Below are 25,032 nucleotides of genomic sequence, written 5' to 3' on the forward strand. Positions count from 1 at the left end.
TCTAGCGCTTGTGCCGGATCAGCGTCATTGGTCGGGTTGGAACCGGGGGGTTCAAGCTTGGTCTAGTCTTTTGCGTCTGGAACCCTAAACCCAAGGAGCGTGCACCATGAGTATTTTTAGCTTTGTGAAAGAAGCAGGCGAAAAACTTATCGATCTACTGACACCGGGCAACGCCAATGCCAGTGAGCAGTTGAAGGAACACATCAGCAAGGTCGGCCTGGGTAACCCGAATGTGCAGGCTACGGTGGACGGCGACAAAGTCACCGTCACCGGTGATGTGGGCAGCCAGGAAGAGAAGGAAAAGATTCTGCTGGCGGTGGGCAATATCGCTGGAGTTGGCAGTGTGGACGATCAGATGACCGTGACCGGGCCGGTGGTAGTGGCCGCAAAGTTTGTCACCGTCGTGAAGGGCGACACCCTCAGCGCTATTTCCTTGCGCGTGTATGGCGATGCCAACAAGTATCAAAAAATCTTCGACGCCAACAAACCGATGCTCAAGCATCCGGACAAGATCTATCCGGGGCAGACGTTGCGGATTCCTGAGTAATCCTTAAGTCCGTTTGATGGCCTTCGCGGGCAAGTCGGAACGCCGCATCGCTCGCTCCTACAGGTTTTGTGCACGACGCAAACCCTGTAGGAGCGAGGGTTGCCCGCGAAGCAGGCGATAAGGTCTAAAGCCCTGCAATAAGCTCCCGATAATCCCCCACCGCCGCAAACTCCGCCGTGTCCTTCGGCCCTTTGCGACTGTCCGGCTCACTCACCGCCAACAGGTGCGCCACCCCAAAACTCTGCGCACTGCGCAGGATCGGCAACGTATCGTCGATAAACAGGCTGCGCGCCGGGTCGAAACCGATGTCGGCCTGCAACGCCTCCCAGAACTGCGGATTCTCCTTGGGAAAACCATAGTCATGTGAGCTGATCAACCGCTCGAAGTAGGGCGCCAGTTCAATCCGTTCCAGTTTCAATGACAGCGAATCACGGTGCGCATTGGTGATCATCACCACGCGCTTGCCCGCCTGTTTGATCGCCGCCAGAAACGTGTCCGCATCCGGTCGCAGGGCGATCAGGTGGGCGGTTTCCAGTTTCAGTTCGCGCACCGGCAGTTTCAGCTCGGCGCTCCAGAAATCCAGGCAATACCACTGCAATTGGCCGGCGTTGCGTTCGAACAGCGGCTGCAATTCCATCTCGGCCATGGCCCGGCTGACCCCGTGCAGCTCGGCATAACGCTGAGGCAGGTGCTCCATCCAGAAATGGTTGTCGTAGTGCAGGTCCAGCAGCGTGCCGTCCATATCCAGCAGAACGGTGTCAATGTCGCGCCAGGGCAGCAGGGACATAAAAAACTTCTCCAGCGGTAAAAAAGATATCCGAGGTCAACAATCAGGATAGGCCGGGTATAGTAACCCGCTTACGCCAAGGAGCCTTTCATGCGCCAGAAACCCACCGTACTCGCCCGCGAGATCGTCGCCACCAGCCGTTTGTTCTGCGTCGAGGAGCTGAAGCTGCGCTTTTCCAATGGCGTGGAGCGCACCTACGAGCGCTTGGTCGGCAAAGGCGCCGGCTATGGCGCGGTGATGATCGTGGCGATGCTCGATGCGGATCATGCCGTGCTGGTCGAAGAGTATTGTGGCGGCACCGATGCTTATGAGCTGTCGTTGCCCAAAGGCTTGATCGAGCCGGGCGAGGACGTGCTGGCGGCGGCCGAGCGCGAACTCAAGGAAGAGGCCGGGTATGGCGCGCGGCAACTGGAGCACCTGACCGAGTTGTCGTTATCGCCCGGTTACATGAGCCAGAAGATCCAGGTGGTGCTGGCCACCGATCTGTACGAAGAGCGCCTGGAGGGCGACGAGCCCGAGCCGATGGGCGTGGACAAGATCAACCTGGGCGAGCTCTCATCCCTGGCGCAGAACCCGCGATTCACTGAGGGCCGTGCCTTGGCGGCGCTGTATCTGGCCCGTGATCTGCTGACTCAGCGAGGGGTGTTTCTGCCATGACGTTCCCGCATCCATTGATGGCGCCTGTGATTGAGCTGGCGCTGAAGGCTGGCGAAGCGATTTTGCCGTTCTGGCGCATCGGCACGGCGGTGACCGCCAAGGCTGACGATTCGCCCGTCACCGCAGCCGATCTGGCCGCCCACCATCTGATCCTGGACGGACTGACGGCACTGGACCCGAGTATTCCGGTGCTGTCCGAAGAAGACGCCAACATTCCCCAAAGCGTGCGAGCCGGCTGGCAGCGTTGGTGGCTGGTGGACCCGTTGGACGGGACCAAGGAGTTCATCTCCGGCAGCGAAGAGTTCACCGTCAACATCGCGCTGATCGAGGAGGGCCGGGTGGTGTTTGGCGTGGTGTCGATGCCGACCAACGGGCGGTTTTATGTCGGTGGTGCCGGTCTGGGCGCGTGGCGCGGTGATAAAGGTGCCGAGGCGTTGCCGATTCAGGTTCGGGAGGTTCCTGCTGCGGGTGAGGCGTTTACCGTGGTCGCCAGCCGCCGGCATTCGAGTCCTGAGCAGGAACGTTTGCTGGCCGGTTTGAGCGCCAGTCTGGGTGAGTTGCAACTGGCTAATATCGGCAGTTCGTTGAAGTTCTGTTTGCTGGCGGAAGGCGCGGCGGATTGTTATCCGCGCCTGGCGCCGACCTCGCAGTGGGACACGGCGGCGGCCCAAGGTGTGCTGGAAGGGGCGGGTGGTGAAGTGCTGGATTTGAGCGGGAAGCCTTTTTGTTATCCGGCGCGGGAATCGCTGTTGAATGAGTTTTTTCTGGCGCTGCCGGCGAAGGCTGCGTGGCGAGAGAAGTTACTGGAACTGGCCCGATCCTGAGTTCACCCAAACCTGTGGCGAGGGAGCTTGCTCCCGCTGGGCTGCGAAGCGGCCCCAAAACCTAGACTCCGCGCAGCATCAGTTAAACCCGGCTGCCTGATGTGCGACTGCTGCGCCCGAGCGCGGACCGGCCGGCGGGAGCAAGCTCCCTCGCCACAGGTTTTGTGTCTTTACCGGTGCAAGACGTACTGCCCGGTAAACCTCACCGCATCCTCATCACTATCGGCATTGACGATCCGCGAATGCAACGCCAGCCGCGCCCGTCCATAGCGCTGATACATCGCCAAAAACTTCTTCCACACCACGGCGCTCGGCGCCTGGCAAATCGCAATCGCGTCCATGGTCACCGGCAGCGGATAAGTGATGTGCCCTTCCTGAATCACAATGTGCCCGCCTTCAATCCCTTCTTCGTGCAAGCGCAAATGCAGCCAGCCCCAACCTGCCAGCACCGCGCCGCAGTACAGGCTGCCGCCGAACATGGTGCTTTTGTGATTGACGTTGGCCTCCAGCGGCAAGTGCAGTCGCAGTTGCTGGTCGTGCCAGTCGAGCACTTTGAGGCCCATGTCCCGGGTCAACGGAATATCGCGGTGGAGGACTGATTCCAGGTGACGACTGTCGCGGCTCATTCACGGGTCTCTTTTTTAAAGATGATGATGGGACGGTAGCTCAATCGAGTTCGTCGGTGTGGCTACTGGCGCCGCCGTCGGCGAAGTTCAGGCCGTGCTTGCGCAGTTTGTCGTGCAGAGTCTTGCGCGGAATGCCGAGGGCCTCGGCGAGGCTGCGTACCGAGCTGTGAGAGCGCGCCAGTTCGGCGGCAATCAACGATTTCTCGAAGTTTTCCACTTGCTCGCTCAGGCCGCCGCTGACCACTTCGACGGTCATGCCGGCAGCGCCCTGCGGTGTGTTGTTGTCCAGGGCCAGTTCCAGGCCCAGGGCAAAACGTTCGGCGGCGTTTTGCAGTTCACGCACGTTGCCCGGCCAGGTGTGGCGCAGCAGCAGGGCGCGTTGCCCCGGTTGCAGTTCATGGGGCGGCAAGCCATGGCGGGCGCTGGCTTCGTCGGCGAAATACTGGAACAGCACCAGCGCGTCTTCGCCGCGTTCACGCAGCGGCGGAATACGCAGCGGCGCGACGTTCAGGCGGTAATACAAGTCGGCCCGGAAGCGCCCTTGATCGGCGGATTGACGCAGGTCTTCCTTGGTCGCGGCGATGATGCGGATGTCCAAAGGGATCAGTTGATTGCCGCCCAAGCGTTCGACCACGCGCTCCTGAAGCAAGCGCAGCAATTTCACCTGCACATCCAGGCTCATGCTTTCGATTTCATCGAGGAACAGCGTGCCGCCGTTGGCGAACTCGAATTTGCCGATGCGGCGCTTTTGCGCGCCGGTGAAGGCCCCCGGCTCGTGACCGAACAGCTCGCTTTCCACCACAGATTCAGCCAAGGCCCCGGCGTTGATCGCTACAAACGGACCGCTACGTCGGCTCGACAAATCGTGCAGCGCCCGGGCCACGACTTCTTTGCCGGCGCCGGTTTCGCCAAGAATCAGCACGTCAGCCTTGGTCGCCGCCAGCGCACCAATTTGCTCGCGCAAGCGCAGCATCGGCGCCGATTGCCCGACCAGTCGGGTGCTCAGTTCATTGCGATCGCTCAGGGCCAGACGCAGGCTGCGGTTATCCAGAACCAGTCGGCGCAGGGCCAAGGCGCGGCGAACGCTGTCCAGCAGCGCGTCGCTGGCGAAGGGTTTTTCCAGGAAGTCATACGCCCCGGCGCGCATCGCTTGCACGGCCAGCGGCACATCGCCGTGGCCGGTGATCAGCAACACGGGCAACTCAGGGTCCTGGGCATGCAGTTCGGTCAGCAGTTCGAGGCCGTCCATGCCCGGCATGCGGATGTCGCTGACCACCACGCCGGGCCAGTCGCGCTCCAGTTGCCCGGCCAGGCCCTTGGCTTCGGCCAGTGGCAGGATTTTCAGGCCCGCCAGGTCCAGCGTCTGGCTCAACGCCTGACGCAGGTGGGGATCGTCGTCGATCAGCACGACCTGGACACGGTTATCGATGGTCATGCACTTCGGTCCTCGGACGGTTGCAGGCTCACACCCGGTGCGCCTGCGCGCAACTTCAGGGTAATCAGGGCGCCGCCTTCCTTGTGGTTGGCGAACGACAGTTCACCGCCGAAGGCGCGCATCAGGGTTTCGCAAATCGCCAACCCCAGGCCAAGCCCCTGGGTGCGGGTCTTGGTGGTGTAGAAGGGCTCGCTGGCGCGACCAAGGGCTTCCATGCAGAAGCCGGGGCCGTTGTCGCGAATGTACAGCGTGACGCCGTCCGCGGTGGATTGGGCACTCAACCAGAGTTTACGCGGCGGGCCTTTTTCGGTCAGCGCGTCCAGCGCGTTGGCCAACAGGTTGCCGAGCACCTGGCGCAGACGGGTTTCCCCGGCCTCGACCCACAACGTGGCCGCCGGCAAATCGCGGATCAGTTCGACTTCCATGCTGCGCCGACGCTTGGCCAGCAACGCCAGGGCGTCATCCAGCGCTGGTTGCAGGGCGACACTTTCCGGCGCATGGCGATCGCGCCGGGCGAAGGCGCGCAAATGAGCAATGATCGACGCCATGCGTCCGGTCAGTTCGCTGATCAGCTTGAGGTTACCGCGGGCATCGTCGGTGCGCTGATGATCGAGCAGCACTTCGGCGTTTTCCGCGTAGCTGCGAATGGCGGCCAACGGTTGATTCAATTCGTGGCTGATGCTCGCCGACATCGTCCCCAGCGCCGACAACTTGCCGGCCTGCACCAAGTCGTCCTGGGCGCGCACCAGTTCCTGCTGGGCATGTTCGCGCTCCAGCACTTCCTGTTTCAATCGACGGTTGAGGCCTTCGAGGTCACTGGTCCGCTCGGCGACCCGGCCTTCCAGCTCGCGCCGCGCCTTGGCTTCGAAGGCGATGCGTTCGAGGTAATGGCGGCGGCGCTGCATCATCAGGCCGAGCAGCAACATCAAGACCAGCAACGTCGCGCCGCCAATGGCGACAACGGTACGCACCGGGCGGTCGATCAGGGTGCGGGGGGCGAGGATGCTGACGTTCCAGCCGGTTTCGGCGATCTGCTGGGTTTGAGTCAGCCAGGCGTTGGGGTTGAGCCTCAATGGTTTCGGATCGCGGGTCGGGTACGGCTGGATCGCAGTGATCGCTTTGCTTTCTTCTTCGCTCAAGGGTCGGGTCGAGCGGAATCGCCACTCAGGCCGCGACGTGAGGATGACCACACCGTTATGGTCGGTCAGCAGCAGTTGTTCCGGGGTTTTACCCCACAGGCTTTCTGTGTGGTCCAGGTCGACCTTGACCACCAGTACGCCGATGATTTTCTCGCCGTTGCGCACGGCGGCGGCGAAGAAATAGCCGCGCTTGGCTGACGTGGTGCCTAAGCCGAAAAAGCGCCCGAGCCGCCCGGCCATGGCTTCGCTGAAATACGGACGGAAGGAAAAATTGCGGCCGACGAAACTGTCGTGTTTGTCCCAGTTCGATGCGGCCAGGGTCTTGCCCGTGGTGTCCATCAGGTACATGACTTCGGCGCCGGTCTGGGCGCTGATGTTTTTCAACAGGCGATTGGCATTGCCTTGGGTGACGCTGTCATCCGGCGCCCCGAGCACCGCGCGCAGGGCCGGCAGGTCGCCGAGGATCTGCGGCAACACTTCATAACGGTGCAGCGTGCCCAGCAGGTTGGCAACGTAAAGGTCGAGGGTCTGACGGTTCTGCCCGGCCAGCTCGCTGCGGTAGTAACGCTCGGCCAGATGTTCCAGCGGCCACAGCAACGGCGCCAGGCACAGCGCAAGCAGTGCGAGGCTGCGCCAGCGGGGTCTGCGGGGAAGGGTCGGAGTCATGAGCATCGGGCGCCTGTGGGTACAGGCGCATTATGCCTAGGCTTGCGGGCGCAGTCTGCGCACCATGGGGGCGGCACGCCTGTACGGTGAAAATTCAGACGGTAATTCAGGAAAAGACGTCAGCATCCTTGAAGAACGCAGCGGCTTGGTCCTTGCCGGACAGTTGCGGTGCTTCGTCCAGTTGCCAGTCGATAGCCAGGTCCGGGTCATCCCAACGAATGCTGCGCTCCGCCGACGGAGTGTAATAGTCGGTGGTCTTGTAGAGAAATTCGGCGAAATCACTCAACACCACAAATCCGTGAGCGAAACCTTCCGGAATCCAGAGTTGGCGATTGTTTTCGGCGGACAGGCGCACGGCGACCCATTTACCGAAATGCGGCGAGCTGCGACGAATGTCGACGGCGACATCAAGCACTTCACCGGCGGTGACGCGCACCAATTTGCCCTGGGTGTTTTCCAGTTGGTAGTGCAGGCCGCGCAGTACGCCTTTTTGCGAGCGGGAATGGTTGTCCTGAACAAACTGTGTGGCCAGGCCTGTCGCTTCTTCGAAAGCCTTGGCGTTGAAGCTTTCATAGAAAAAGCCGCGCTCGTCACCAAATACCTTGGGTTCGATGATCAGAACACCGGGCAGGTCGGTGGTGACTACATTCATGTCTTTTCTCCAGCAAATGGCATTGATGGCGGACATTCTTACGCAAAGTGTCAGCCGACGCGAGTGGTGTGGTTTATCAAGACAGAAATGGCGACTTGAGCCTGAGTGAAAGGGTCGCATTGTGGTTGTGTTCATTTCTATAGGACGTCAGGGTCAATAAAGGCCAACCGGGATTTGTGCAGGAAAGTCCGGCCAAGAGGTTTCAGGTTTGAGAGGGGGGGGTTGCGTATCGCCTCCAGCAGTGGCGATATAAGCGCCTAATAAAACTTCAGGGGTCGTTGTATGCCGCTCGCCACGTTGATTCACCGCGCCAGTTTGCCCAGCCCGCAAGTGTCTGCGGAGCAAGCGCTAGAGCTGCTGGAAGGGCATTACGGGCTGAGTGGAAGGTTGCACGCCCTGGGTAGCCAGCAGGACCTCAATTTTCGGGTCGACAGTGATCACGGGCGTTTCGTCCTGAAAATCTGCCGTGGCGACTATTCGGCGCTGGAGCTGCAAGCCCAACATGCCGGACTCAAGCAGTTGGGTGAACACTCCGGCGTGCATGTGCCGCGAGTGATTCCTGCAATAAACGGCGCTGAACTGCTCACGCTGGAAGTCGGGGGTCAGGCCGTGCATATGCGCCTGCTCGATTACATCGAAGGCCAGTCGCTGACGCACCTTGATCATTTGCCCGGTCCGGTGGTGGCCGGTTTCGGTCGGCTGTGCGGCGAAATGGACCTGGCGCTGGCTGCTTTTGAGCATCCGGGGCTTGAGCGCACGCTGCAGTGGGATGCCCGCCACGCCAGCGCGCTGATTGGCCATTTGCTGCCGGTGATCAAGGATGACGCGCAACGCCAGTTGATCGCCGACGCGGCGGAACGAGCCGAGCGCCATTTGCTGCCGCTGGTGGACAAGCTGCCGGTGCAGGCGATTCACATGGACATCACCGACGACAACGTGGTCTGGCAGCGTGACTCGCAACGCCAATGGCAGTTGCAGGGCGTGATCGATTTCGGCGACCTGATCCGTACCTGGCGCATCACCGATCTGTCGGTCACTTGCGCGGCGTTGCTGCATCACGCCGATGGCGATCCTTTCTATATTTTGCCGGCGGTTCAGGCGTATCACGCCGTCAATCCGCTCACCCATGAAGAACTGCGGGCGCTGTGGCCGCTGATCGTTGCGCGCGCGGCGGTGCTGGTGCTCAGTGGCGAGCAGCAAGTCAGCATCGATCCGGGCAATGATTACAGCCGCGACAACCTGAGCCACGAGTGGGAGATCTTCCGCGTGGCCACGTCGTTGCCGCTGGAATTGATGGAAGCGGCGATTCTGACGTCGGTCGGCCAGACACTGCCGAGCATTGGCAGCGAAGGTTTCGCGCCGTTGCTGCCGAGCCTGGTGGGGCGTGAATTTGCCTTGATCGATCTGGGTGTGCTGAGCCCGCATTTTGAGGCGGGCAACTGGGAGCAAGAGGGGGTTGATCAGCGTTTGCTGACTGAAGCTGCGGCGGCGCATGGATTGGCGGCCAGTCGTTATGGTCAATACCGGCTGTCCCGTACTCGTCCAGATAGCTCAGGCGAACCCGACACCTGCCCGTTGCACGTGGAGTTGCGAGTGCCAAACGGCACGGCGGTCGAATCGCCGTTTGCCGGCGTGGTCCATCAGCCGGCGGCGGGTGTGTTGCAACTGGACGGTCCGCAACTGAGCGTGCGGTTGTGGGGCGTGACGCCGTCGCTGCACACCGGCGCGGCGCTGGTCAAAGGTCAGGTGCTGGGTGCGGTCAGCGGGCCGTTGATTGTGCAGTTGTGCCGAGGCGCTTCGTTCGATGCGCCGTTGTTTTGCACGCCGTCTCGCGCACCGGCCTGGCAAGCGTTGTGCCCGTCACCGGCGGCGCTGCTGGGGCTGGCTTGCGATGCTGAAGCCGAGCTCGATTCGCAGACGTTGCTGGCGCGCCGTGACGCCAGTTTCGCGCGCACGCAGAAGCATTATTACGTCGACCCGCCGCGCATCGAGCGTGGCTGGCGCAATCACCTGATCGACATGCAGGGCCGCTCCTACCTCGACATGCTCAACAACGTCGCGGTGCTGGGCCACGGTCATCCGCGCATGGCGGCGGTCGCCAGTCGTCAGTGGTCGTTGCTCAATACCAACTCGCGCTTCAACTACGCGGCGGTGGCCGAGTTTTCCGAGCGCCTGCTGAAGCTGTCACCGGAGGGCATGGACCGGGTGTTCCTGGTCAACAGCGGCAGCGAGGCCAATGACTTGGCGATCCGTCTGGCATGGGCCTACAGCGGCGGTCGCGACATGCTCAGCGTGCTGGAGGCTTATCACGGCTGGACAGTCGGCGCGGACGCGGTTTCGACCTCGATTGCCGACAACCCGCAAGCCTTGAGCAGCCGTCCCGATTGGGTGCATCCGGTGATCGCGCCGAATACTTATCGCGGCGAATTCCGTGGCCCAGGCAGCGCGCCGGACTACGTGCGCAACGTTGAACACAACCTGGCGAAAATCGCTGAGCAGAAGCGCCAGTTGGCCGGTTTCATCTGCGAACCGGTGTACGGCAATGCCGGCGGGATCTCGCTGCCGCCGGGTTATCTGAAACAGGTCTATGCGTTGGTTCGCGCCCAAGGCGGTGTGTGCATCGCCGATGAAGTGCAGGTCGGCTACGGGCGCATGGGTCACTTCTTCTGGGGCTTCGAGGAGCAAGGCGTGGTGCCGGACATCATCACGATGGCCAAAGGCATGGGCAACGGCCAGCCGTTGGGCGCGGTGATCACCCGCCGGGAAATCGCCGAGGCGCTGGAGGCCGAGGGTTACTTCTTCTCGTCGGCCGGTGGCAGTCCGGTCAGTTGCCAGGTCGGCATGGCGGTGCTGGACGTGATGGAGGAAGAAAAGCTCTGGGAAAACGCTCAGGTGGTGGGCGGGTATTTCAAGGAGCGGCTTGAAGCGCTGATCGATATTCATCCGTTGGTGGGCGCGGTGCATGGTTCCGGCTTCTATCTGGGTGTCGAGCTGATCCGCAACCGCGAGACCCTGGAACCGGCGACCGAAGAAACCACGGCGCTGTGTGACCGGTTGCGGGAGTTGGGGATTTTCATGCAGCCGACAGGGGATTATCTGAACGTACTGAAGATCAAACCGCCGATGGTGACCTCGCGCCGGAGTGTGGATTTCTTTGTCGACATGCTTTCGAAGGTGTTGGGTGAAGGGTTGTAAGGCTTGATATCGCCTTCGGGGGCAAGCCTCGCTCCTACAGAATTTGCGCGATTTAAACGTCGTCGCATGACCTGTAGGAGCGAGGCTTGCCCGCGAAGGAGTATTCGGTAATACCGATTGTTATCGGGATTAAGTGCGTAAAACTAGACAGCCGGAAGATTAATTGCTTTTAAAGCCGATATTTATCGGCTATAAAGTCGCCATTGCTCACGGCGTGCCTCATCGCGCCCGTGCTTCCCGTTTCTGTCATCGGTCGAGGCCATACTCGACCCATCAGCACTTGCCCGGAGATGATTCATGAGTCGTATCGTTACCGTCGCCGCCACCCAGATGGCCTGTTCCTGGGACCTTGAAGCCAACATCGAGACCGCTGAGAAGCTGGTTCGTGAGGCTGCAGCCAAAGGCGCGCAGATCATACTGATCCAGGAGCTGTTCGAGGCGCCGTACTTCTGCCAGAAACCGAACCCGGATTACCTGCAACTGGCCACGACGGTTGAAGACAACGTCGCCATCAAGCACTTCCGGAAAGTCGCCAAGGAACTGCAAGTGGTGCTGCCGATCAGCTTCTATGAACTGGCCGGCCGTGCCCGTTTCAACAGCATCGCGATCATCGATGCCGACGGCAGCAACCTCGGGATTTATCGTAAAAGCCACATCCCGGACGGCCCTGGCTACCACGAAAAGTATTACTTCAACCCGGGCGATACCGGCTTCAAAGTCTGGAACACCCGTTACGCGAAAATCGGCGTCGGCATCTGCTGGGACCAGTGGTTCCCGGAGTGCGCCCGCAGCATGGCGTTGCTGGGCGCGGAAATCCTGTTCTACCCGACCGCCATCGGCAGCGAGCCGCACGACAAAACCATTTCGTCCCGCGACCACTGGCAGCGCGTGCAACAAGGCCATGCCGGCGCCAACCTGATGCCGCTGATCGCGAGCAACCGCATCGGTAACGAAGAACAGGACGGCTACGACATCACGTTCTACGGCTCATCGTTCATCGCCAACCAGTTCGGCGAGAAGGTCCAGGAACTCGACAAGACTGAAGAGGGCGTGCTGGTCCAGAGCTTCGACCTCGACGAGCTGGAGCACATTCGCAGCGCGTGGGGTTCGTTCCGTGATCGTCGCCCGAACCTATACAATGCGATCAAAACCCTCGACGGTTCCCTGGAGTCCTGATCGCATGACCACTTTAAACAGCACCCCGCGCGCCGACGGCTTCTACATGCCCGCCGAGTGGGCGCCACAAACCCAGACCTGGATGATCTGGCCGGAGCGCCCGGACAACTGGCGCCTGGGCGGCAAACCCGCGCAAGCCGCGCACGTGGTCGTCGCCAAGGCCATCGCCCGTTTCGAACCGGTGACCGTGGCGGTCTCTGCCGGCCAATACGAAAACGCCCGTGCCCGTCTCGACGTGCCGAATATTCGTGTGGTCGAGATGTCCAGCGACGACGCCTGGGTTCGCGACACCGGCCCGACGTTCGTCATCAATAACAGTGGCGAAGTCCGTGGTGTGAACTGGGACTTCAACTCGTGGGGCGGTTTCGATGGCGGTTTGTACTCGCCGTGGAACCGCGACTCGCAGGTGGGCGGCAAGATCCTCGAGATCGAGCGCAGCCAGCGCTACCGTACCGAGGGCTTCGTGCTCGAGGGCGGTTCGATTCACGTCGATGGCGAAGGCACCCTGATCACCACCGAAGAATGCCTGCTCAACCGCAATCGCAACCCGCACCTGAGCCGTGGGGAAATCGAAGCGGTGCTCAGTGCTCATCTGGCTGTGGATAAGATCATCTGGCTGCCGGACGGTCTGTTCAACGACGAAACCGACGGCCATGTGGATAACTTCTGCTGCTACGTGCGTCCGGGCGAAGTATTGCTGGCCTGGACCGATGATCCGCAGGACCCGAACTACCCCCGCTGCCAGGCGGCAATGAAAGTGCTGGAAAGCAGCACCGATGCCAAGGGTCGCCCATTCACGGTGCACAAGATGCCGATCCCGGGGCCGCTGTATGCGACCGAGGAAGAGTGTGCCGGTGTGGACCCGGTGGACGGGACTCAGGAGCGTAATCCGAGCGTGCGTCTGGCCGGTTCCTACGTGAACTTCCTGATCGTCAACGGCGGCATTATCGCGCCGAGTTTCGACGACCCGCTGGACGGTCCTGCGAAAGAGATTCTGCAGGCGCTATTCCCGCAGCATGAAGTGGTGATGGTGCCGGGCCGCGAACTGTTACTGGGGGGCGGTAACATCCACTGCCTTACCCAACAACAGCCGGCGCCGCACAAGGAGTGAGTGGGGTTGTAACAGCCTGAACCGGCTGAAAAAATCACCAAGACGCCGGTTTATCCCCGCTGTTCACCCAGAAGCCCGCAGCCCCAAAGGACTGCGGGCTTCTTTGTATCCACTTGTCGACACTTGGGAAACATTGGCACAGCTCTTGTATCTGTCACGGGGTGAAACAGGGAGGGGGAGGACTTCGATGTTCTGTCATAAACCTTGGATAAGTTAGCCGCTCACGAACCAGGAGAGAGCGCTGAAATGAACGCCGAAGTGAACGTAGTAAGCGAGCGGGCGTTGCATCCCCTGGCAGTTAATAGCGAATCGCTCCAGGTCCTGGCGCACTGGTTGAAGTCCAATGGAACGCGTCAGATCAGAGAACCTGATCCGCGCCGGATGATGATCGAGCGCTACCCCGCTGGTTTATTCAGCGAGGCGGAACTGGAAGCGTTGTGGGATGTGATGGAAGGATAAGAAGAAAAAACAAAGGATTGATGAGAGCGCTGCCGGGATGGCGGCGCTTTTTTATGGGCGATGGATTTGTAAGCTACACCCTGACCATTGTAGGAGCGAGCCTGCTCGCGATGGCGGCCTGGCAGTCACATTAACGTTGACTGACCCGCCGCCATCGCGAGCAGGCTCGCTCCCACAGGTGATTGGTGGGAACACATCAGCAGTGTTTAGAAGCTGTAGGTCCCCGTCACCACCAGGCTGCGCGGTTCGCCGGGTTGAATCTGCGCGGCGCTGGTGGCCGACGAGTAATAGTTCTTGTCGCTGATGTTGTTCAGTGCCGCACGCAAGTCCCAGTCCTTCTGCCGGAATCCAGCCAGTGCATCCCAACGGCCATAACCCGGCAGCACGACGGTGTTGAGGTTATCGGCGTAACGCTGGCCGACCAGGGTCAACCCGGTTTCCGCATACCAGCCCATTTCCGGTTTCCAGGTCAGGAACAGACTGCCGTTGTGCTTGGCCACGTTGCTGATGCGTTTGCCTTCAAAGCCGTTGTTGTCCTTCTCGACCGTCGCGTCCTGTACGCCCACGCCACCGCGCACGTACCAGTTGCCGGCAATTTTACCGGTGCCGGTCAGCTCGATCCCGCGGGAACGTTGCAAGCCCGAGAGCAAGGTGACGGTCGGGTTGAGTGGATCGCTGGTGCGGCGGTTGTAGAGTTCCAGTTCGTAGATTGCCAGGGTGGTGCTCAGGCGGTCGTCGAGCCAGTCGCTCTTCACGCCGATTTCCTTCTGCTTGGTCAGCTCCGGGCTCAAGTCGTTGCTGTTACCGGCAGCGCCGGGCGTGATGCCGATCAAGCCGCCGCCCACTGGCGAGAACGTCTTGGTCCAGGAGGCATAGAAGGAATGATTCTGCAGCGGCGTCCAGACCAGGCCTACACGCGGGCTTGTGCTGTGGCTGTCACGGTCTTCGGAAATGTCGCGCAGCTTGTTGGTCGATTCGATGTCGAACGTGTCGTAGCGCAAACCGGCCAGCAGTTGCCATTGATCGTTCAGACGCAATTGATCCTGCACGTACACCGCACGGCTTTCGACTTCGGTGTGGTTGTCGCTGGACACCTGCATGCGGCCGGTATGCCGCAGATCGCGATTCGGGTTGTGCAGGTCCAGCGCCGGCACCGGCGAGCTGCCCGGCCCGGAAGTGGCCGCGTTGTAAAGGGTCGGATCGCGGCGCTGGCTGCCGATCTCGATGCCGGTCAGCAGGCGATGCTCCAGGCCGAAGGTGTCGAAACCTCCCTCCAGTTCGACGTTGTTGTAGACATTGCGGGTGGTCAGGTCTTGCTGCCAATGCTGACGCGTGACCTTGTTGGTGGCCGGGGTGTAACCGGTCGGGTACGTGTTGTCGAAATCGCTGTCGAGCTTGAACACGCCCAGGGTGTGGCGCAGCTGCCAGTTGTCGCTCAGTTCATAGCTGAGTTTGGAACGCAGGGATTGCGACTTGTCGTCGATGAAATCGTGCTCGCTGCCGTAGGTCGTATCGCGTCCTACGTCTGCCGGGCGCCCGTTTACGCCAGGAATACCGCGATCCGGCGTGCGGTTGTAACGGCTGTATTCGTATTGCACCAACCAGTTCAGGTCCGGCGTCAATTGCCAGCTCATGGAGGGCGCGAACAGTTGGCGGTTGCCGCTGACACCCTCGCGAAAGCTGTTCTGATCCATGTTACCCATGTTCAGGCGCAGGCTGATGTTCTCGGACGGATCGGTGCTGAGGTCGGCATAAAGGCTGCGTAAATCATCGCTGCCGCCCTGGGCTTCGATGGTCGAACGGCGGCCGAACTCGGGCAGTTTGCTGACCCGGTTGACGATCCCGCCCTGGCTGCCACGCCCGTATAACACGGCGGCCGGCCCTTTGAGGACTTCGATACGCTCGATGTTGTGCAAGTCGCGCACGTATTGGCTGTCGTCACGAATGCCATCGAGGTAGAAGTCGTTGCTCGCATCGAAACCGCGGATGCGCAGGCTGTCGAAACGGGTGTCTGCACCGCTGCTGACGTTGGGGATGCCGCTCAATGCAGTGCCCAGATCATTGGTGCCGTAATCCGAGACGTTCGAGGTTTTAATCGAGTCGATGGCTTGTGGCACGTAGCGCACCGGGGTCGCAGTCCGGGTGGCGGTGCTGGTTTCCTTTACTCGCGGATCGTCGGCCTCCGCTTCGGCACTGATCGAGGTTTCGGGTAAAACGGTGGTCGCGGCGCAGGTGAATCCGGCAGACAGAAAAGCAGAAAACCCAAGGGTGACGGGCATAAGGCGGAAGGGGGCAGGCATCTGAAGCGCATCCGAAAGGGTAGAAGAATTCGAGGGTGCGAATGGTAATGCTTGTTATTTGCTTCGGTTAATTATTCCTGAAAAGCTTCGCTGTTCGATTGTTTCAAGTTGTGTCGAGATTGCTACAGAGGCTTGTCGAGGCTATTCGACCGATTCATGAAACAGACTGAACGCCATTCCAGCGTTTTTCCGCAACGGTCCGAGGATTAGTCTGCCGGCACTGAGTTTCCCTGATTGATTGCCGGAGTCTTTCCATGATCCTTCACTACATTTACGACCCTTTGTGCGGCTGGTGCTACGGCGCCAAACCGCTGGTGCACGCCGCCCAAGGCGTGTTGCCGGTGATCGCCCACGGTGGCGGCATGATGAGCGGTGCCAACCGCAAAGCCGTTTCGCCACAATTGCGCAACTATGTGATGCCCCACGACCGCCGAATCGCCGAGTACACCGGCCAGCCATTTGGCGAAGCGTATTTCGAAGGTTTGCTACGCGACGACACGGCGGTGTTCGATTCCACCCCACCAATCGCTGCGGTGCTGGCCGCCGAACACATCGCCGGCCGTGGGCTTGAGTTGCTGGGGCGTTTGCAAACCGCCCATTACGTGGAAGGGAGGCGGATTGCCGATGAGGCGGTGTTATTTGAGCTGGCAAAAGAGATTGGTATTGAGCCTGATGCCTTTGCGTCAGCCTTCATAAGCACCGACTCGGATCGCCACATCAAGGACAGCCGCGCATTGCTGGCCCGTGTCGGTGGTCAAGGTTTTCCGACCTTGGCGTTGGAGCAAAATGGTCATTTCACGGTGGTCGATATCAGCCCTTGGCTTGGTAAGCCGCAAGCGTTCGCGTCCTGGCTTGCTCAGTCCGCTTAGATGTTTTTCGCCTATGGATAGACGATTCATCAAATTGACACAGCCTTCTGGGCGCGGCTACGATCGCGCCCAACGCCTGTGGCTAACCGCCATGACTCATAAAATAATAAAAAGGCCCGCCACGATTTCTTCGTGGGCGGGCCTTTTTGTTTTGGGGTGAAAAAAGAGTGCGATAGCGCCGTTTCAGCCGTTCGACACAGCGCGTATCAACCGGTAATAAGGAAAAAAACAAAATGTTGAATAAGCGAATCAGCTTGATCGCTCTGGGGATGTTGAGCGCTACACAGGCCATGGCTAACGACCAGGCCGAATCCAAGGGATTTGTTGAAGACAGCAGCCTCAAAGTGCTGCTGCGCAACGCCTACATCAATCGTGACTACAAAGATGGTCGTGCGGACAAAGCCGAATGGGGCCAAGCGGCCATCGGCACGTTCTCGTCCGGCTTCACCCAAGGCACCGTCGGTGTCGGTGTGGATGCTTTCGGTCTGTACGCACTGCGTCTGGATGGCGGCAAGGGTCGCACCGGCGCACAAGGCATCGACTTCTTTAAAAAGGGCGACAGCGGCAACGCGGCTGACGACCTGTCCAAAGGCGGTGCAGCAGTCAAATTCCGTGTCTCCAGCACCACGCTGACCTACGGCGACCAGATGCCGGCCCTGCCGGTGCTGAGCTACGACAACTCGCGCCTGCTGCCGGAAAGCTACACCGGCACCTTGATCACCTCCAAGGAGATCAAAGGCCTGGAGCTGAACGCCGGTCGCTTCACCGCCGAATCGCGCAAAAGCGCTGAAGGCCGTGACAGTGGTGGCCTGAAGTCGATCAACGTATTGGGCGGTAGCTACCAGTTCACCGAACAATTCAAGGCGGCGCTGTACGCATCCGACGTTGAAGACGTGTTGAAGAAGCAATACGTGAACGCCAACTACGTGTTCCCGATCGACAAGGATCAGTCCCTGACCCTGGACTTCAACGGCTATCGCACCAAGCTGGATGATTCCTACGTTCGCGAAAGCGGCGCCACCGGCGACGACAACAAAATCTGGAGCCTGGCGGCGACCTTCGCCACCGGCCCGCACTCGTTCACCCTCGCGCACCAGCGCAGCACCGGTGACAGCAACCTGGGCTATGCCTACGGCGGTTACCAGAAGGATCAAGGTCGTGTCGGCGACGGCGGCAACACCATCTACCTGGCGAACTCCTACTGGTCTGACTTCAACGCCGAAGACGAGCGCAGCTGGCAGTTGGGCTACGGCCTGGACTTCACCGCATTCGGCGTTCCTGGCCTGAGCTACAACTTCGCCTACGTGCGCGGTGACAACATCACCACGTCCACCAGCGAAGGCGGCACCGAGCGTGAAATCTTCAACCAGTTCAAGTACGTCGTGCAAAGCGGCCCGGCCAAAGACCTGAGCGTGAAACTGCGCAGCTCGATCCTGCGTGTCTCGCAGAAATCCAGCGAGTACAACGTCAGCGGTAACGAAGTGCGTGTGTTCGTGGATTACCCGATCAACATCTTCTGATGATCGACTGAGTGTTCAACACTCACTAAAGAACCCCGACTGGCTCGGGGTTTTTTTCGCCTGAGAACCGTTGAAAAACGCATAAAAAGGCCATTTTCGATCGTAAAAAGTCAAACTAAAGCAACGTCATGCTCCGTTTCAAGCAGCGCTTGATATGCCTCAAATTCTTTCTCATGGACGTAAATCCTGTGCTCTCTAGATTAGGCAGCTAAATGCACGGAGATTTTTAAAATGATCGTTTTGAACAAAGAAGTGGGCGAGTTTCTACGGCGTGACAAATATGCGAACGTCCGGGGTGCTGACTTCAATCTTTTCGGTCATTTCAACGATTTCGTCAGATTGACCAAAAGCTGGGAAAACATGGAGCCGGACAGTTACTACGGACAGTCCGAGGCGGGCATGCGCTACCGTCGCTACAGCGATTTCGAGTACAACCCGGTCACGCGCGATCTGAAGCAGCTGGAACACCGCGCCTATGTTCAGTCCAAGGCGAACAACAGTTACGTTGGCGGGATGGTTCGGCACTTCCAGGACTTCTCTGATGAAATCATCAGTTCGCCGGTGATGCGCAGCCTGATCGACACCGACTTCGAAGTGTACAAAAACGTTTTGCCACCTGAGTTGCACGACGAAATCTGGCAATGCCAGATTCATCAGATCCGCATCGAGATCAAGCCCGGCAAACAACTGGAAATCACCCCGGAAGGTATTCACTGCGACGGTTATCCGTTCAGCGGCGTGCACTTCTGGGGACGCAATAACGTTGAAGGGGCAGAGAGCCGTTTGTACGACACGGAAAACCAGGAGCACCTGGCCTCGACGACGTATCAGGAAATCCTCGACACCACCTACTTTCTCGATCGCGACATGCGTCACTACGTGACACCGGCACGCAATACCCATTCTCACGACATGGCGTACCGGCAGATTCTGGCGATCTCTTTCTCGCGGCCCGGGACCGCTTTCGACATTGTTCGCTGAACAGTACAACACCGTGACCAGCCTCGCCGAGTGCCCCGCACCGGTGATGCTGCGGCGCACCACGGCCAAGGATGCACAGCGCCTGGAACGCTTCTTTCGGCAATTCGAAGAAGTGTCTTTCTGTGAGTGGCAGGACGCCAAATGCCTGCGCAGTGTGCTGGTGCAGAAGACCACCACCGCGTTTATCGCACTGGACGTCAGCGGCGAAATAGTCGGCGCGGTGTTGGGCGGAATGCTCGGCAGTCGCGGCACGATCAACCACCTCGCCGTGAGCCCGGATTACCGCAGCCAAGGCGTCGGTCAACGCCTGGTTGAAGCAGCGTCGTCAGACATGAAGCGCGTGGGCGTGCTGCGGATGTTCCTGTTTGTCGACGATGCTAACCTTGCCGGCCAGCGCTTCTGGAGTGCCCAGGGTTTTTGCGAGCCGCGCGGCGAAAGAACATTTGAGAGGGACCTATGAATGAGACGTCCAGCAGCCAGCCGCTGATGGTCGAGCCGCACGCTTCGCGCACCTTCGCCGAAGCCAGCCCGGTGGTTGCGGGTTACTTCACGGTGTCGTTTGTGTTCGGTTTGATGGCGGTGAACGCCGGGTTGCCTGTGTGGTTGCCGGTCGCCATGTGCCTGTTCGTGTATGCCGGCGCTTCGCAGTTCGCCGCCCTCGCGCTGATTTCCAGCGGTGCGTCGCTGACCACCATCATCCTCACCACGTTTCTGATCAACGCGCGGCACATGCTGATGTCGGTCTACATGGCCAAGGCGTTGCAGGCGATGGGCCTCAGCCGAATGGAGCGCTGGTGTTACGCGGGTGGGCTGACCGATGAGTCATTCGCTTTTCACAGCGTCAAACTGGGCAAAGGCTCGCCCGTCAACGTGCGTTACCTGATCGGTTTCAATCTGTATTGCCACACCTCGTGGGTGCTCGGCGGTTTGCTGGGGGCGATTTGCGCGCAGTATGCGGCGCACTTGATCCAGTATCAGCTCGACTACGCGTTGACCGCGATGATGCTCTACGTGCTGGTGTCGCTGTGCAACACGCGTAACAAACTCATCGCCGCACTGGCCGCCGTCGCCTGCATGGGCGTGCTGAGCCTGGTCGGCAGCTCGCCCTTCAACGTATTCATCGCCACATTTGTGGGCTGCGGGGTGGGCGTATGCCTGACCAAACGTTCCTGATTCTGGTCGTTGTGCTGATGATGGCCGTGACCTTCCTGCCGCGCGCATTGCCGCTGCAAGTGAACACTGACCATTGGCCGCCCTTCGTCGCCCGGGCGCTGGAATACCTGCCGGTGGCGATCGTCGCTGCAATCAGCCTCACGCCGTTGTTGATCAAGGATCAGCACGTGCAGCTCGATCGCCCGGAATTTTATGCCGCGATTCCGACGTTGTTATGTGCGTATTTCAGCAAAAACCTCTTTCTCTCCGTTGCGGTGGGAACGGCTGCGTACATTGCGCTCGGCTCGTTCATGTAGCGGGAGGTCGACCACATCGTGCAAAGCCTGGCCCGACAACTCAGGATTATTGATCGCCAGCCGCACTTCAAGGGCATCCTCGAAGCCGGGGAAAATCGTCAGGCCATTGCGCTGGGCTGCATCCCGCGAAACCATGCCAAGGCCGTCCATCTGGGTGATCAACGACAGCGTCAGGGTTTCGCTGCACGAATAGACCATCCGCTTGCCCGACTCGTAATTGCCCAGACCCGCGTCGAGAAAGCGCAAGAAGCTGTGGGAATACGGACAATCGTCTGCCGGACGCACCTGAAACTTGTTGCCGAGCAGCACCAGCGGATCATGTTCCTGACCGCAATGCGCACCGACCACCTGCACCTGGACCTCGGGCAGGATGATGCTGGGCAATCCCGGCTTCTGCGGACCAATCAGCACCGCCAGGTCAAAGTCTTCGTTCTTCAGCTTGCTGAGGTTTTCCATCGACTCGGCGTAGCTGAATTCCAGCTGATAGTCGGGAAACACCTCAATCAAGCGTCCGATCATTCGCCGATTGAAGTCAGCCGACAGCGTCGTGTTCAGCGCTACCTTGAGCGTGCGCTGCCCAGGCACCTTCAACGCGGCGACTTTTTCTTCCAGTTGCCGCGTGGCAACCAACACCTTGTCCATGTAAGGCGTGAGTTCCGTGCCCTGCGTGGTCAGGGTCAACCCCTTGTTGGAGCGACGAAACAACCGAAAACCGAACTGTTCTTCGACCTTGTTCAACTGCGCGGCCAACGCCTGCACGGTTAAACAGGAATGCTCTGCCGCGGCCGACAAAGAGCCGGTCTGAACAATGCGCATGAGGTTGCGTAGGGTTCTGCTATCCATTGGGTAATGCCCTCTAAAGTGGGCTGGCTATTGTTGAGTACCTGGCCGCCGGTTGGGCGATACGTGCTGGCTATAATCCTGCACCTGAACACGCTTGTCCCGAGTTTAGTAGCGAATTGATGCTGCGTCCGATGGTTGGAGGCTTACATAGAGTCGAGGTTTTTTGGGAATGTTGGGTGATCAGGGTCAAAAAAATGCTCAGGCCGGGAGGTTTGGGCATTTTTTTTGGGGTTGTGAATGCTCGACCTTGCCGCTTTTCTGTATCTGAGGGCGGCTACTGCGGTGGCTGGCAAAGGTATTTGTGAAAAAACAGGTTTCCTCCATAAATGATCAAAACGATCATTTGAATGATTGGTTTGCGCAATTAAGAACGAAAGCCTAAGATTATTTTGACTGACTCAATCACTAGATGATCGAATCAGTCAGTTTCGAGGTGAAGTACGTCTTACCAAACAATTATAAAAGGAGACCCTCGTGGCCCAAATTCCTATCAAGCGCACCATTGAACGCATCCCTGGCGGCATGATGATTGTCCCGCTGCTGATTGGCTCACTGGTGGCTACATTCCTTCCTGACACACCGAAGTTTTTCGGCTCTTTCACCAATGCGCTGTTCACCGGGGCGTTACCCATCCTAGCGGTGTTCTACGTCTGCATGGGCGCGAGCATCAATATCAAGGCCACGCCTTATCTGCTGAAGAAGGGCGGCACGCTGCTCATCACCAAAGTCGGCATCGCCGTGCTTATCGGTATTGTGCTCGGGCATTTTCTCGGCGAGCAGCCGATCTCGTCTGGCCTCTTCGCCGGCATTTCAACGCTGGCGGTCGTCGCAGCGATGAACGACACCAATGGCGGCTTGTACATGGCGCTGATGGGGCAATACGGTCGATCCGAAGACGTCGGCGCCTATTCGGTCATGTCCCTGGAGTCCGGGCCTTTTCTGACCATGGTCACCTTGGGCATCGCAGGCCTGTCGGCTTTCCCTTGGCCGACGCTGGTGGGCAGCATCCTGCCATTGGCCCTCGGTATGTTGCTGGGAAACCTCGACCGTGACATGCGCGACTTTCTGGCCAAGGCCGTCCCGGTGATGATCCCGTTTTTTGCCCTTGCACTCGGCGCCAGTCTGGACTTGCATAACGTCTGGCAGGCCGGTTTGCTGGGTCTCGGTATGGGCGTTGCAGTGGTTGTGCTGACCGGCATTCCGCTGTTCTTCGCCGATCGTTTGACCGGTGGCACGGGCGTCGCGGGTGTTGCCGCCGCCACCACCGCCGGGAATGCCGCCGCCGTCCCAGCGCTGATTGCGGCAGCCAACCCGGTGTACGCCGAAGCGGCCAAGAGCGCGACCATACTGGTAGCCGCCTGCGTCGTGGTCACCGCGATCCTCGCGCCGTTACTCACCGCCGCCGTCGCCAAACGCGTGCAGCAGCGCAATCCTGTCGTCATACTTGAACCGGGGATCGAACCTCAAAAGCAGGAGGCTTTGCGATGAGGATTCTGATCATCGCTGACGATCTGTCCGGCGCGGCAGATTGCGCCATCGGCTTTGCCAGCGTGGGGATGCAAACGGTCGTTACCCTCGACCCCCTGAATGACGAGGCTGACGCTCAAGTGATTGCCGCGGATACGGACACTCGGCGCCTCCCACCCGCGCGGGCTGCCGAGCGCACGGTGGCGGCATTCAAAGCACTGCACAAACCCGGGCAATGGCTGTACAAAAAAATCGATTCGACGCTGCGTGGCAACTGGGCGGCTGAGGTTGCCGCCCTGCAACCGTTGGCCGGCCTGGCCATCGTCGCCCCGGCGTTCCCGGCCACCGGGCGCACGTTGCGCGGCGGTCGCGTGTTCGTCAACGGCCAGCCGCTGGAAACCACCGACACCTGGAAACTGGAAAACGCCGACCGTCCGGCCGATGTCGAAGCGATGCTGATTGCCGCAGGCCTGAGCACTGCGAAGCTCGATCTCGACACCTTGCGCGGCAACGAAAAAGCGCTCGAGCGGCACATTGCTGAAATTGCCGGCAATGGCACGCAGGCGCTGATCGTCGATGCGCAGACCGAAGACGACCTGCTGACCCTCGCTCGCTTGACCGCGTCGATGGATCAGCCGCTGTTCTGGATCGGTTCGGGGGGGCTGGCACGGGAAATCGCCAGTCTTCCTGATTTATCCGAAGCACAGTTCACGGCTGTCGAACCTGCGACCCTCGAAAAAAGCCAGGCGCCGATTCTGATCCTTGTCGGCAGCCTCTCCGGCGTCTGCGAGCGACAATGCGAGCGGCTCAAAGCGCGTGGCGGCGTCAGCGAACTGGTTATACCGCCTGAAGTCCTTCGTCAGGGTTCAACCCACGGCGATTGGTCGCTCTGGCAATCGCGCATTGGCGAGCAACTGGACGGCTGGAGTGACCTGCTGCTGCGCATCGGCCGCGATCAAGCGTTCGATCCCCAAGAGGGCGCGCAACTCTCGACCATGCTCGCCGTGCTGGTCGAACCGCACTTCGCCAAGGTCGGCGGCCTGATCGCCACCGGCGGCGAAACCGCGCGGGCCATATTGACCACCGTCGGCATCGACAGCCTGCAACTGCTGACCGAAATCGAAGCCGGCGTCGCCTTCGCCCGCCCGACCGTTTCCCGCCAGGGCCATCGTCCCGGCATCGTTACCAAGGCCGGCGCGTTCGGTACCGACAACGCCTTATATGCGGCATGGCAACACCTGAGCGACAGCGCCGATCGCTCCCCGCCCCAACGCACACGAATCCAAGGACTCGAATGAACACTATGAGCAATTACCTCCCCATCATCGGCATCACCATGGGCGACGCGACGGGTGTCGGCCCGGAAATCATCGTCAAGAGCCTGACTCACGACATCGTCTACCAACAATGCCGGCCGCTGGTGATCGGCGATGCCCGCCGCCTTGAACAGGCCAACGTCATCGTCGGCGGAAAGGCCAAAGTGCGCCGCATCGAAGACGCCTCCCAAGCCTTGTACGAAGCCGGCACCATTGACTGCATCGACCTTAACCTGATCCCCGACGACCTGCCGTTCGGCGAGTTGTCGCCCATCGCCGGTGACGCTGCTTATCAATACATCGCCCGCGCCGTGCAACTCGCCGAGGCCAGCCAGATCGACGCGATCTGCACCGCACCGCTGAACAAGGAAGCGCTGCACGCCGGTGGCCACAAATACCCCGGCCACACAGAAATGCTCGCGCACCTGACCAACGTCGACGAAGTGTCGATGATGTTGGTGGCGCCGCAGTTGCGGGTGATTCACGTCACGACCCACATCGGCATCATCGACGCGATCCGCAAGATCGAACCGGGCCTGGTCCAGCGCACCATCGAGCGCGGCAACGCGACACTGATCAAGGCCGGCATTGCTCGCCCGCGAATTGGTGTTTGCGGGATCAACCCCCATGCCGGTGAAAACGGACTGTTCGGTTATGGCGAAGAAGAGGAAAAAATCATCCCTGCGGTGAAGCTGCTGCAAGAACGCGGCGTCGACGTCACCGGCCCGCTGCCCGCTGACACCCTGTTCTTCCGCGCCGGTCGCGGTGACTTCGACCTAGTGGTGGCGATGTATCACGACCAAGGCCACGGCCCGGTCAAAGTGCTCGGCCTGGAAGCCGGCGTGAACGTCACCGTCGGCCTGGACGTGATCCGTACCTCGGTCGACCACGGCACCGCGTTCGACATCGCCGGTAAAGGCATCGCCGATGAGCGCAGCCTGCTCGAAGCACTGCGCCAGGGCGCCGAGCTTGCCACGCGACGGGGATGAGGCG

Annotated in this window: 23 protein-coding genes; 16 read left to right on the forward strand and 7 right to left on the reverse strand. The window is 60.1% G+C overall.

Features of this window, described 5'->3' with window-relative positions; translation table 11 throughout:
* Positions 1 to 106 precede the first annotated feature (106 nt).
* Positions 107 to 547 (forward strand): peptidoglycan-binding protein LysM, encoded by a 441-nt coding sequence (gene lysM / locus RHP74_RS01355; protein WP_102593431.1) that lies wholly within the window; start codon positions 107 to 109, stop codon positions 545 to 547.
* A gap of 124 nt (positions 548 to 671) precedes the next feature.
* Here the strand turns inward: lysM and yrfG are convergent, their stop codons facing one another.
* A complete protein-coding gene (yrfG, locus tag RHP74_RS01360; RefSeq protein ID WP_010464712.1) occupies positions 672 to 1,334 on the reverse strand; it encodes a GMP/IMP nucleotidase in 663 nt (220 codons plus the stop codon).
* A 90-nt stretch (positions 1,335 to 1,424) separates the two neighbouring features.
* Here yrfG and nudE point away from each other — a divergent pair, with 90 nt between their 5' ends.
* Together nudE and cysQ are read left to right on the forward strand one after the other, a co-directional pair.
* Positions 1,425 to 1,991: an ADP compounds hydrolase NudE gene (gene nudE / locus RHP74_RS01365; RefSeq protein WP_311097346.1), complete on the forward strand. Its 567-nt coding sequence runs from the start codon at positions 1,425 to 1,427 to the stop codon at positions 1,989 to 1,991.
* Positions 1,988 to 2,815 (forward strand): 3'(2'),5'-bisphosphate nucleotidase CysQ, encoded by an 828-nt coding sequence (gene cysQ, locus RHP74_RS01370; RefSeq protein WP_311097348.1) that lies wholly within the window; start codon positions 1,988 to 1,990, stop codon positions 2,813 to 2,815. Before nudE ends, cysQ begins: the two co-directional genes overlap by 4 nt.
* Before the next feature lie 170 nt (positions 2,816 to 2,985).
* Here the strand turns inward: cysQ and RHP74_RS01375 are convergent, their stop codons facing one another.
* The 4 genes from RHP74_RS01375 to rfbC all read right to left on the reverse strand — a co-directional run bounded on the left by RHP74_RS01375 (position 2,986) and on the right by rfbC (position 7,333).
* Positions 2,986 to 3,441: a YiiD C-terminal domain-containing protein gene (locus tag RHP74_RS01375; RefSeq protein ID WP_010464706.1), complete on the reverse strand. Its 456-nt coding sequence runs from the start codon at positions 3,439 to 3,441 to the stop codon at positions 2,986 to 2,988.
* A 40-nt stretch (positions 3,442 to 3,481) separates the two neighbouring features.
* Positions 3,482 to 4,876 carry a sigma-54 dependent transcriptional regulator gene (locus RHP74_RS01380; protein WP_311097350.1) on the reverse strand — a complete coding sequence of 465 codons (1,395 nt, stop codon included), beginning with the start codon at positions 4,874 to 4,876 and terminating at the stop codon, positions 3,482 to 3,484.
* The gene (locus tag RHP74_RS01385; protein ID WP_010464701.1) at positions 4,873 to 6,681 is read right to left on the reverse strand and encodes an ATP-binding protein; all 1,809 of its coding nucleotides are present in this window, start codon (positions 6,679 to 6,681) and stop codon (positions 4,873 to 4,875) included. The genes RHP74_RS01380 and RHP74_RS01385 overlap by 4 nt, the downstream gene beginning before the upstream one ends.
* 106 nt (positions 6,682 to 6,787) lie before the next feature.
* On the reverse strand, positions 6,788 to 7,333 hold the full coding sequence (gene rfbC / locus RHP74_RS01390; RefSeq protein WP_311097352.1) for a dTDP-4-dehydrorhamnose 3,5-epimerase: 546 nt from the start codon (positions 7,331 to 7,333) through the stop codon (positions 6,788 to 6,790).
* Positions 7,334 to 7,615: 282 nt separating this feature from the next.
* Here rfbC and RHP74_RS01395 point away from each other — a divergent pair, with 282 nt between their 5' ends.
* From RHP74_RS01395 to RHP74_RS01410, 4 genes are all read left to right on the forward strand, one after another.
* Positions 7,616 to 10,528: an aminotransferase gene (locus tag RHP74_RS01395; protein WP_311097353.1), complete on the forward strand. Its 2,913-nt coding sequence runs from the start codon at positions 7,616 to 7,618 to the stop codon at positions 10,526 to 10,528.
* A gap of 297 nt (positions 10,529 to 10,825) precedes the next feature.
* Positions 10,826 to 11,704 (forward strand): N-carbamoylputrescine amidase, encoded by an 879-nt coding sequence (aguB, locus tag RHP74_RS01400; RefSeq protein ID WP_077747518.1) that lies wholly within the window; start codon positions 10,826 to 10,828, stop codon positions 11,702 to 11,704.
* Positions 11,705 to 11,708: 4 nt separating this feature from the next.
* Complete coding sequence (gene aguA, locus RHP74_RS01405; RefSeq protein ID WP_304818384.1) at positions 11,709 to 12,815, forward strand: agmatine deiminase; 1,107 nt, start codon at positions 11,709 to 11,711, stop codon at positions 12,813 to 12,815.
* 246 nt (positions 12,816 to 13,061) lie between these two features.
* Positions 13,062 to 13,274 carry a hypothetical protein gene (locus RHP74_RS01410; RefSeq protein WP_094469623.1) on the forward strand — a complete coding sequence of 71 codons (213 nt, stop codon included), beginning with the start codon at positions 13,062 to 13,064 and terminating at the stop codon, positions 13,272 to 13,274.
* 206 nt (positions 13,275 to 13,480) lie between these two features.
* On the opposite strand, the gene RHP74_RS01415 is transcribed toward RHP74_RS01410, so the two are convergent.
* Positions 13,481 to 15,574 carry a TonB-dependent siderophore receptor gene (locus RHP74_RS01415; RefSeq protein WP_311097358.1) on the reverse strand — a complete coding sequence of 698 codons (2,094 nt, stop codon included), beginning with the start codon at positions 15,572 to 15,574 and terminating at the stop codon, positions 13,481 to 13,483.
* Positions 15,575 to 15,828: 254 nt separating this feature from the next.
* Between RHP74_RS01415 and RHP74_RS01420 the strand changes: the two genes are divergently transcribed.
* The 6 genes from RHP74_RS01420 (at position 15,829) to RHP74_RS01445 (ending at position 20,413) form a co-directional block, all read left to right on the forward strand.
* On the forward strand, positions 15,829 to 16,443 hold the full coding sequence (locus RHP74_RS01420) for a DsbA family protein (protein ID WP_221108018.1): 615 nt from the start codon (positions 15,829 to 15,831) through the stop codon (positions 16,441 to 16,443).
* Between the two features lie 233 nt (positions 16,444 to 16,676).
* Entirely contained in the window at positions 16,677 to 17,963 is a 1,287-nt protein-coding gene (locus RHP74_RS01425) for an OprD family porin (RefSeq protein ID WP_010464680.1), read from the forward strand.
* Positions 17,964 to 18,194: 231 nt separating this feature from the next.
* Complete coding sequence (locus RHP74_RS01430) at positions 18,195 to 18,944, forward strand: 2OG-Fe dioxygenase family protein (RefSeq protein WP_010464678.1); 750 nt, start codon at positions 18,195 to 18,197, stop codon at positions 18,942 to 18,944.
* A 46-nt stretch (positions 18,945 to 18,990) separates the two neighbouring features.
* The gene (locus RHP74_RS01435; protein ID WP_169857613.1) at positions 18,991 to 19,404 is read left to right on the forward strand and encodes a GNAT family N-acetyltransferase; all 414 of its coding nucleotides are present in this window, start codon (positions 18,991 to 18,993) and stop codon (positions 19,402 to 19,404) included.
* Positions 19,401 to 20,117 carry an AzlC family ABC transporter permease gene (locus tag RHP74_RS01440; protein ID WP_010464674.1) on the forward strand — a complete coding sequence of 239 codons (717 nt, stop codon included), beginning with the start codon at positions 19,401 to 19,403 and terminating at the stop codon, positions 20,115 to 20,117. Before RHP74_RS01435 ends, RHP74_RS01440 begins: the two co-directional genes overlap by 4 nt.
* Positions 20,096 to 20,413, forward strand: coding sequence for an AzlD domain-containing protein (locus tag RHP74_RS01445; RefSeq protein WP_010464672.1), 318 nt, complete (start codon positions 20,096 to 20,098; stop codon positions 20,411 to 20,413). The genes RHP74_RS01440 and RHP74_RS01445 overlap by 22 nt, the downstream gene beginning before the upstream one ends.
* Here RHP74_RS01445 and RHP74_RS01450 read toward each other — a convergent pair.
* Positions 20,330 to 21,256, reverse strand: a complete 927-nt coding sequence (locus tag RHP74_RS01450) for a LysR family transcriptional regulator (protein ID WP_042932449.1) — start codon at positions 21,254 to 21,256, stop codon at positions 20,330 to 20,332. The genes RHP74_RS01445 and RHP74_RS01450 overlap by 84 nt on opposite strands.
* Before the next feature lie 474 nt (positions 21,257 to 21,730).
* Here RHP74_RS01450 and RHP74_RS01455 point away from each other — a divergent pair, with 474 nt between their 5' ends.
* The 3 genes from RHP74_RS01455 to pdxA are packed head-to-tail and all read left to right on the forward strand — an operon-like array spanning position 21,731 to position 25,028.
* Positions 21,731 to 22,744 (forward strand): 2-keto-3-deoxygluconate permease, encoded by a 1,014-nt coding sequence (locus RHP74_RS01455; RefSeq protein WP_311097364.1) that lies wholly within the window; start codon positions 21,731 to 21,733, stop codon positions 22,742 to 22,744.
* Entirely contained in the window at positions 22,741 to 24,021 is a 1,281-nt protein-coding gene (locus tag RHP74_RS01460) for a four-carbon acid sugar kinase family protein (RefSeq protein WP_311097365.1), read from the forward strand. The genes RHP74_RS01455 and RHP74_RS01460 overlap by 4 nt, the downstream gene beginning before the upstream one ends.
* A 5-nt stretch (positions 24,022 to 24,026) precedes the next feature.
* A complete protein-coding gene (gene pdxA / locus RHP74_RS01465; protein WP_311097367.1) occupies positions 24,027 to 25,028 on the forward strand; it encodes a 4-hydroxythreonine-4-phosphate dehydrogenase PdxA in 1,002 nt (333 codons plus the stop codon).
* Positions 25,029 to 25,032 lie beyond the last annotated feature (4 nt).

This window comes from Pseudomonas sp. SG20052, assembly GCF_031766055.1.
GTDB classification, from domain to species: Bacteria; Pseudomonadota; Gammaproteobacteria; order Pseudomonadales; family Pseudomonadaceae; genus Aquipseudomonas; species Aquipseudomonas mandelii.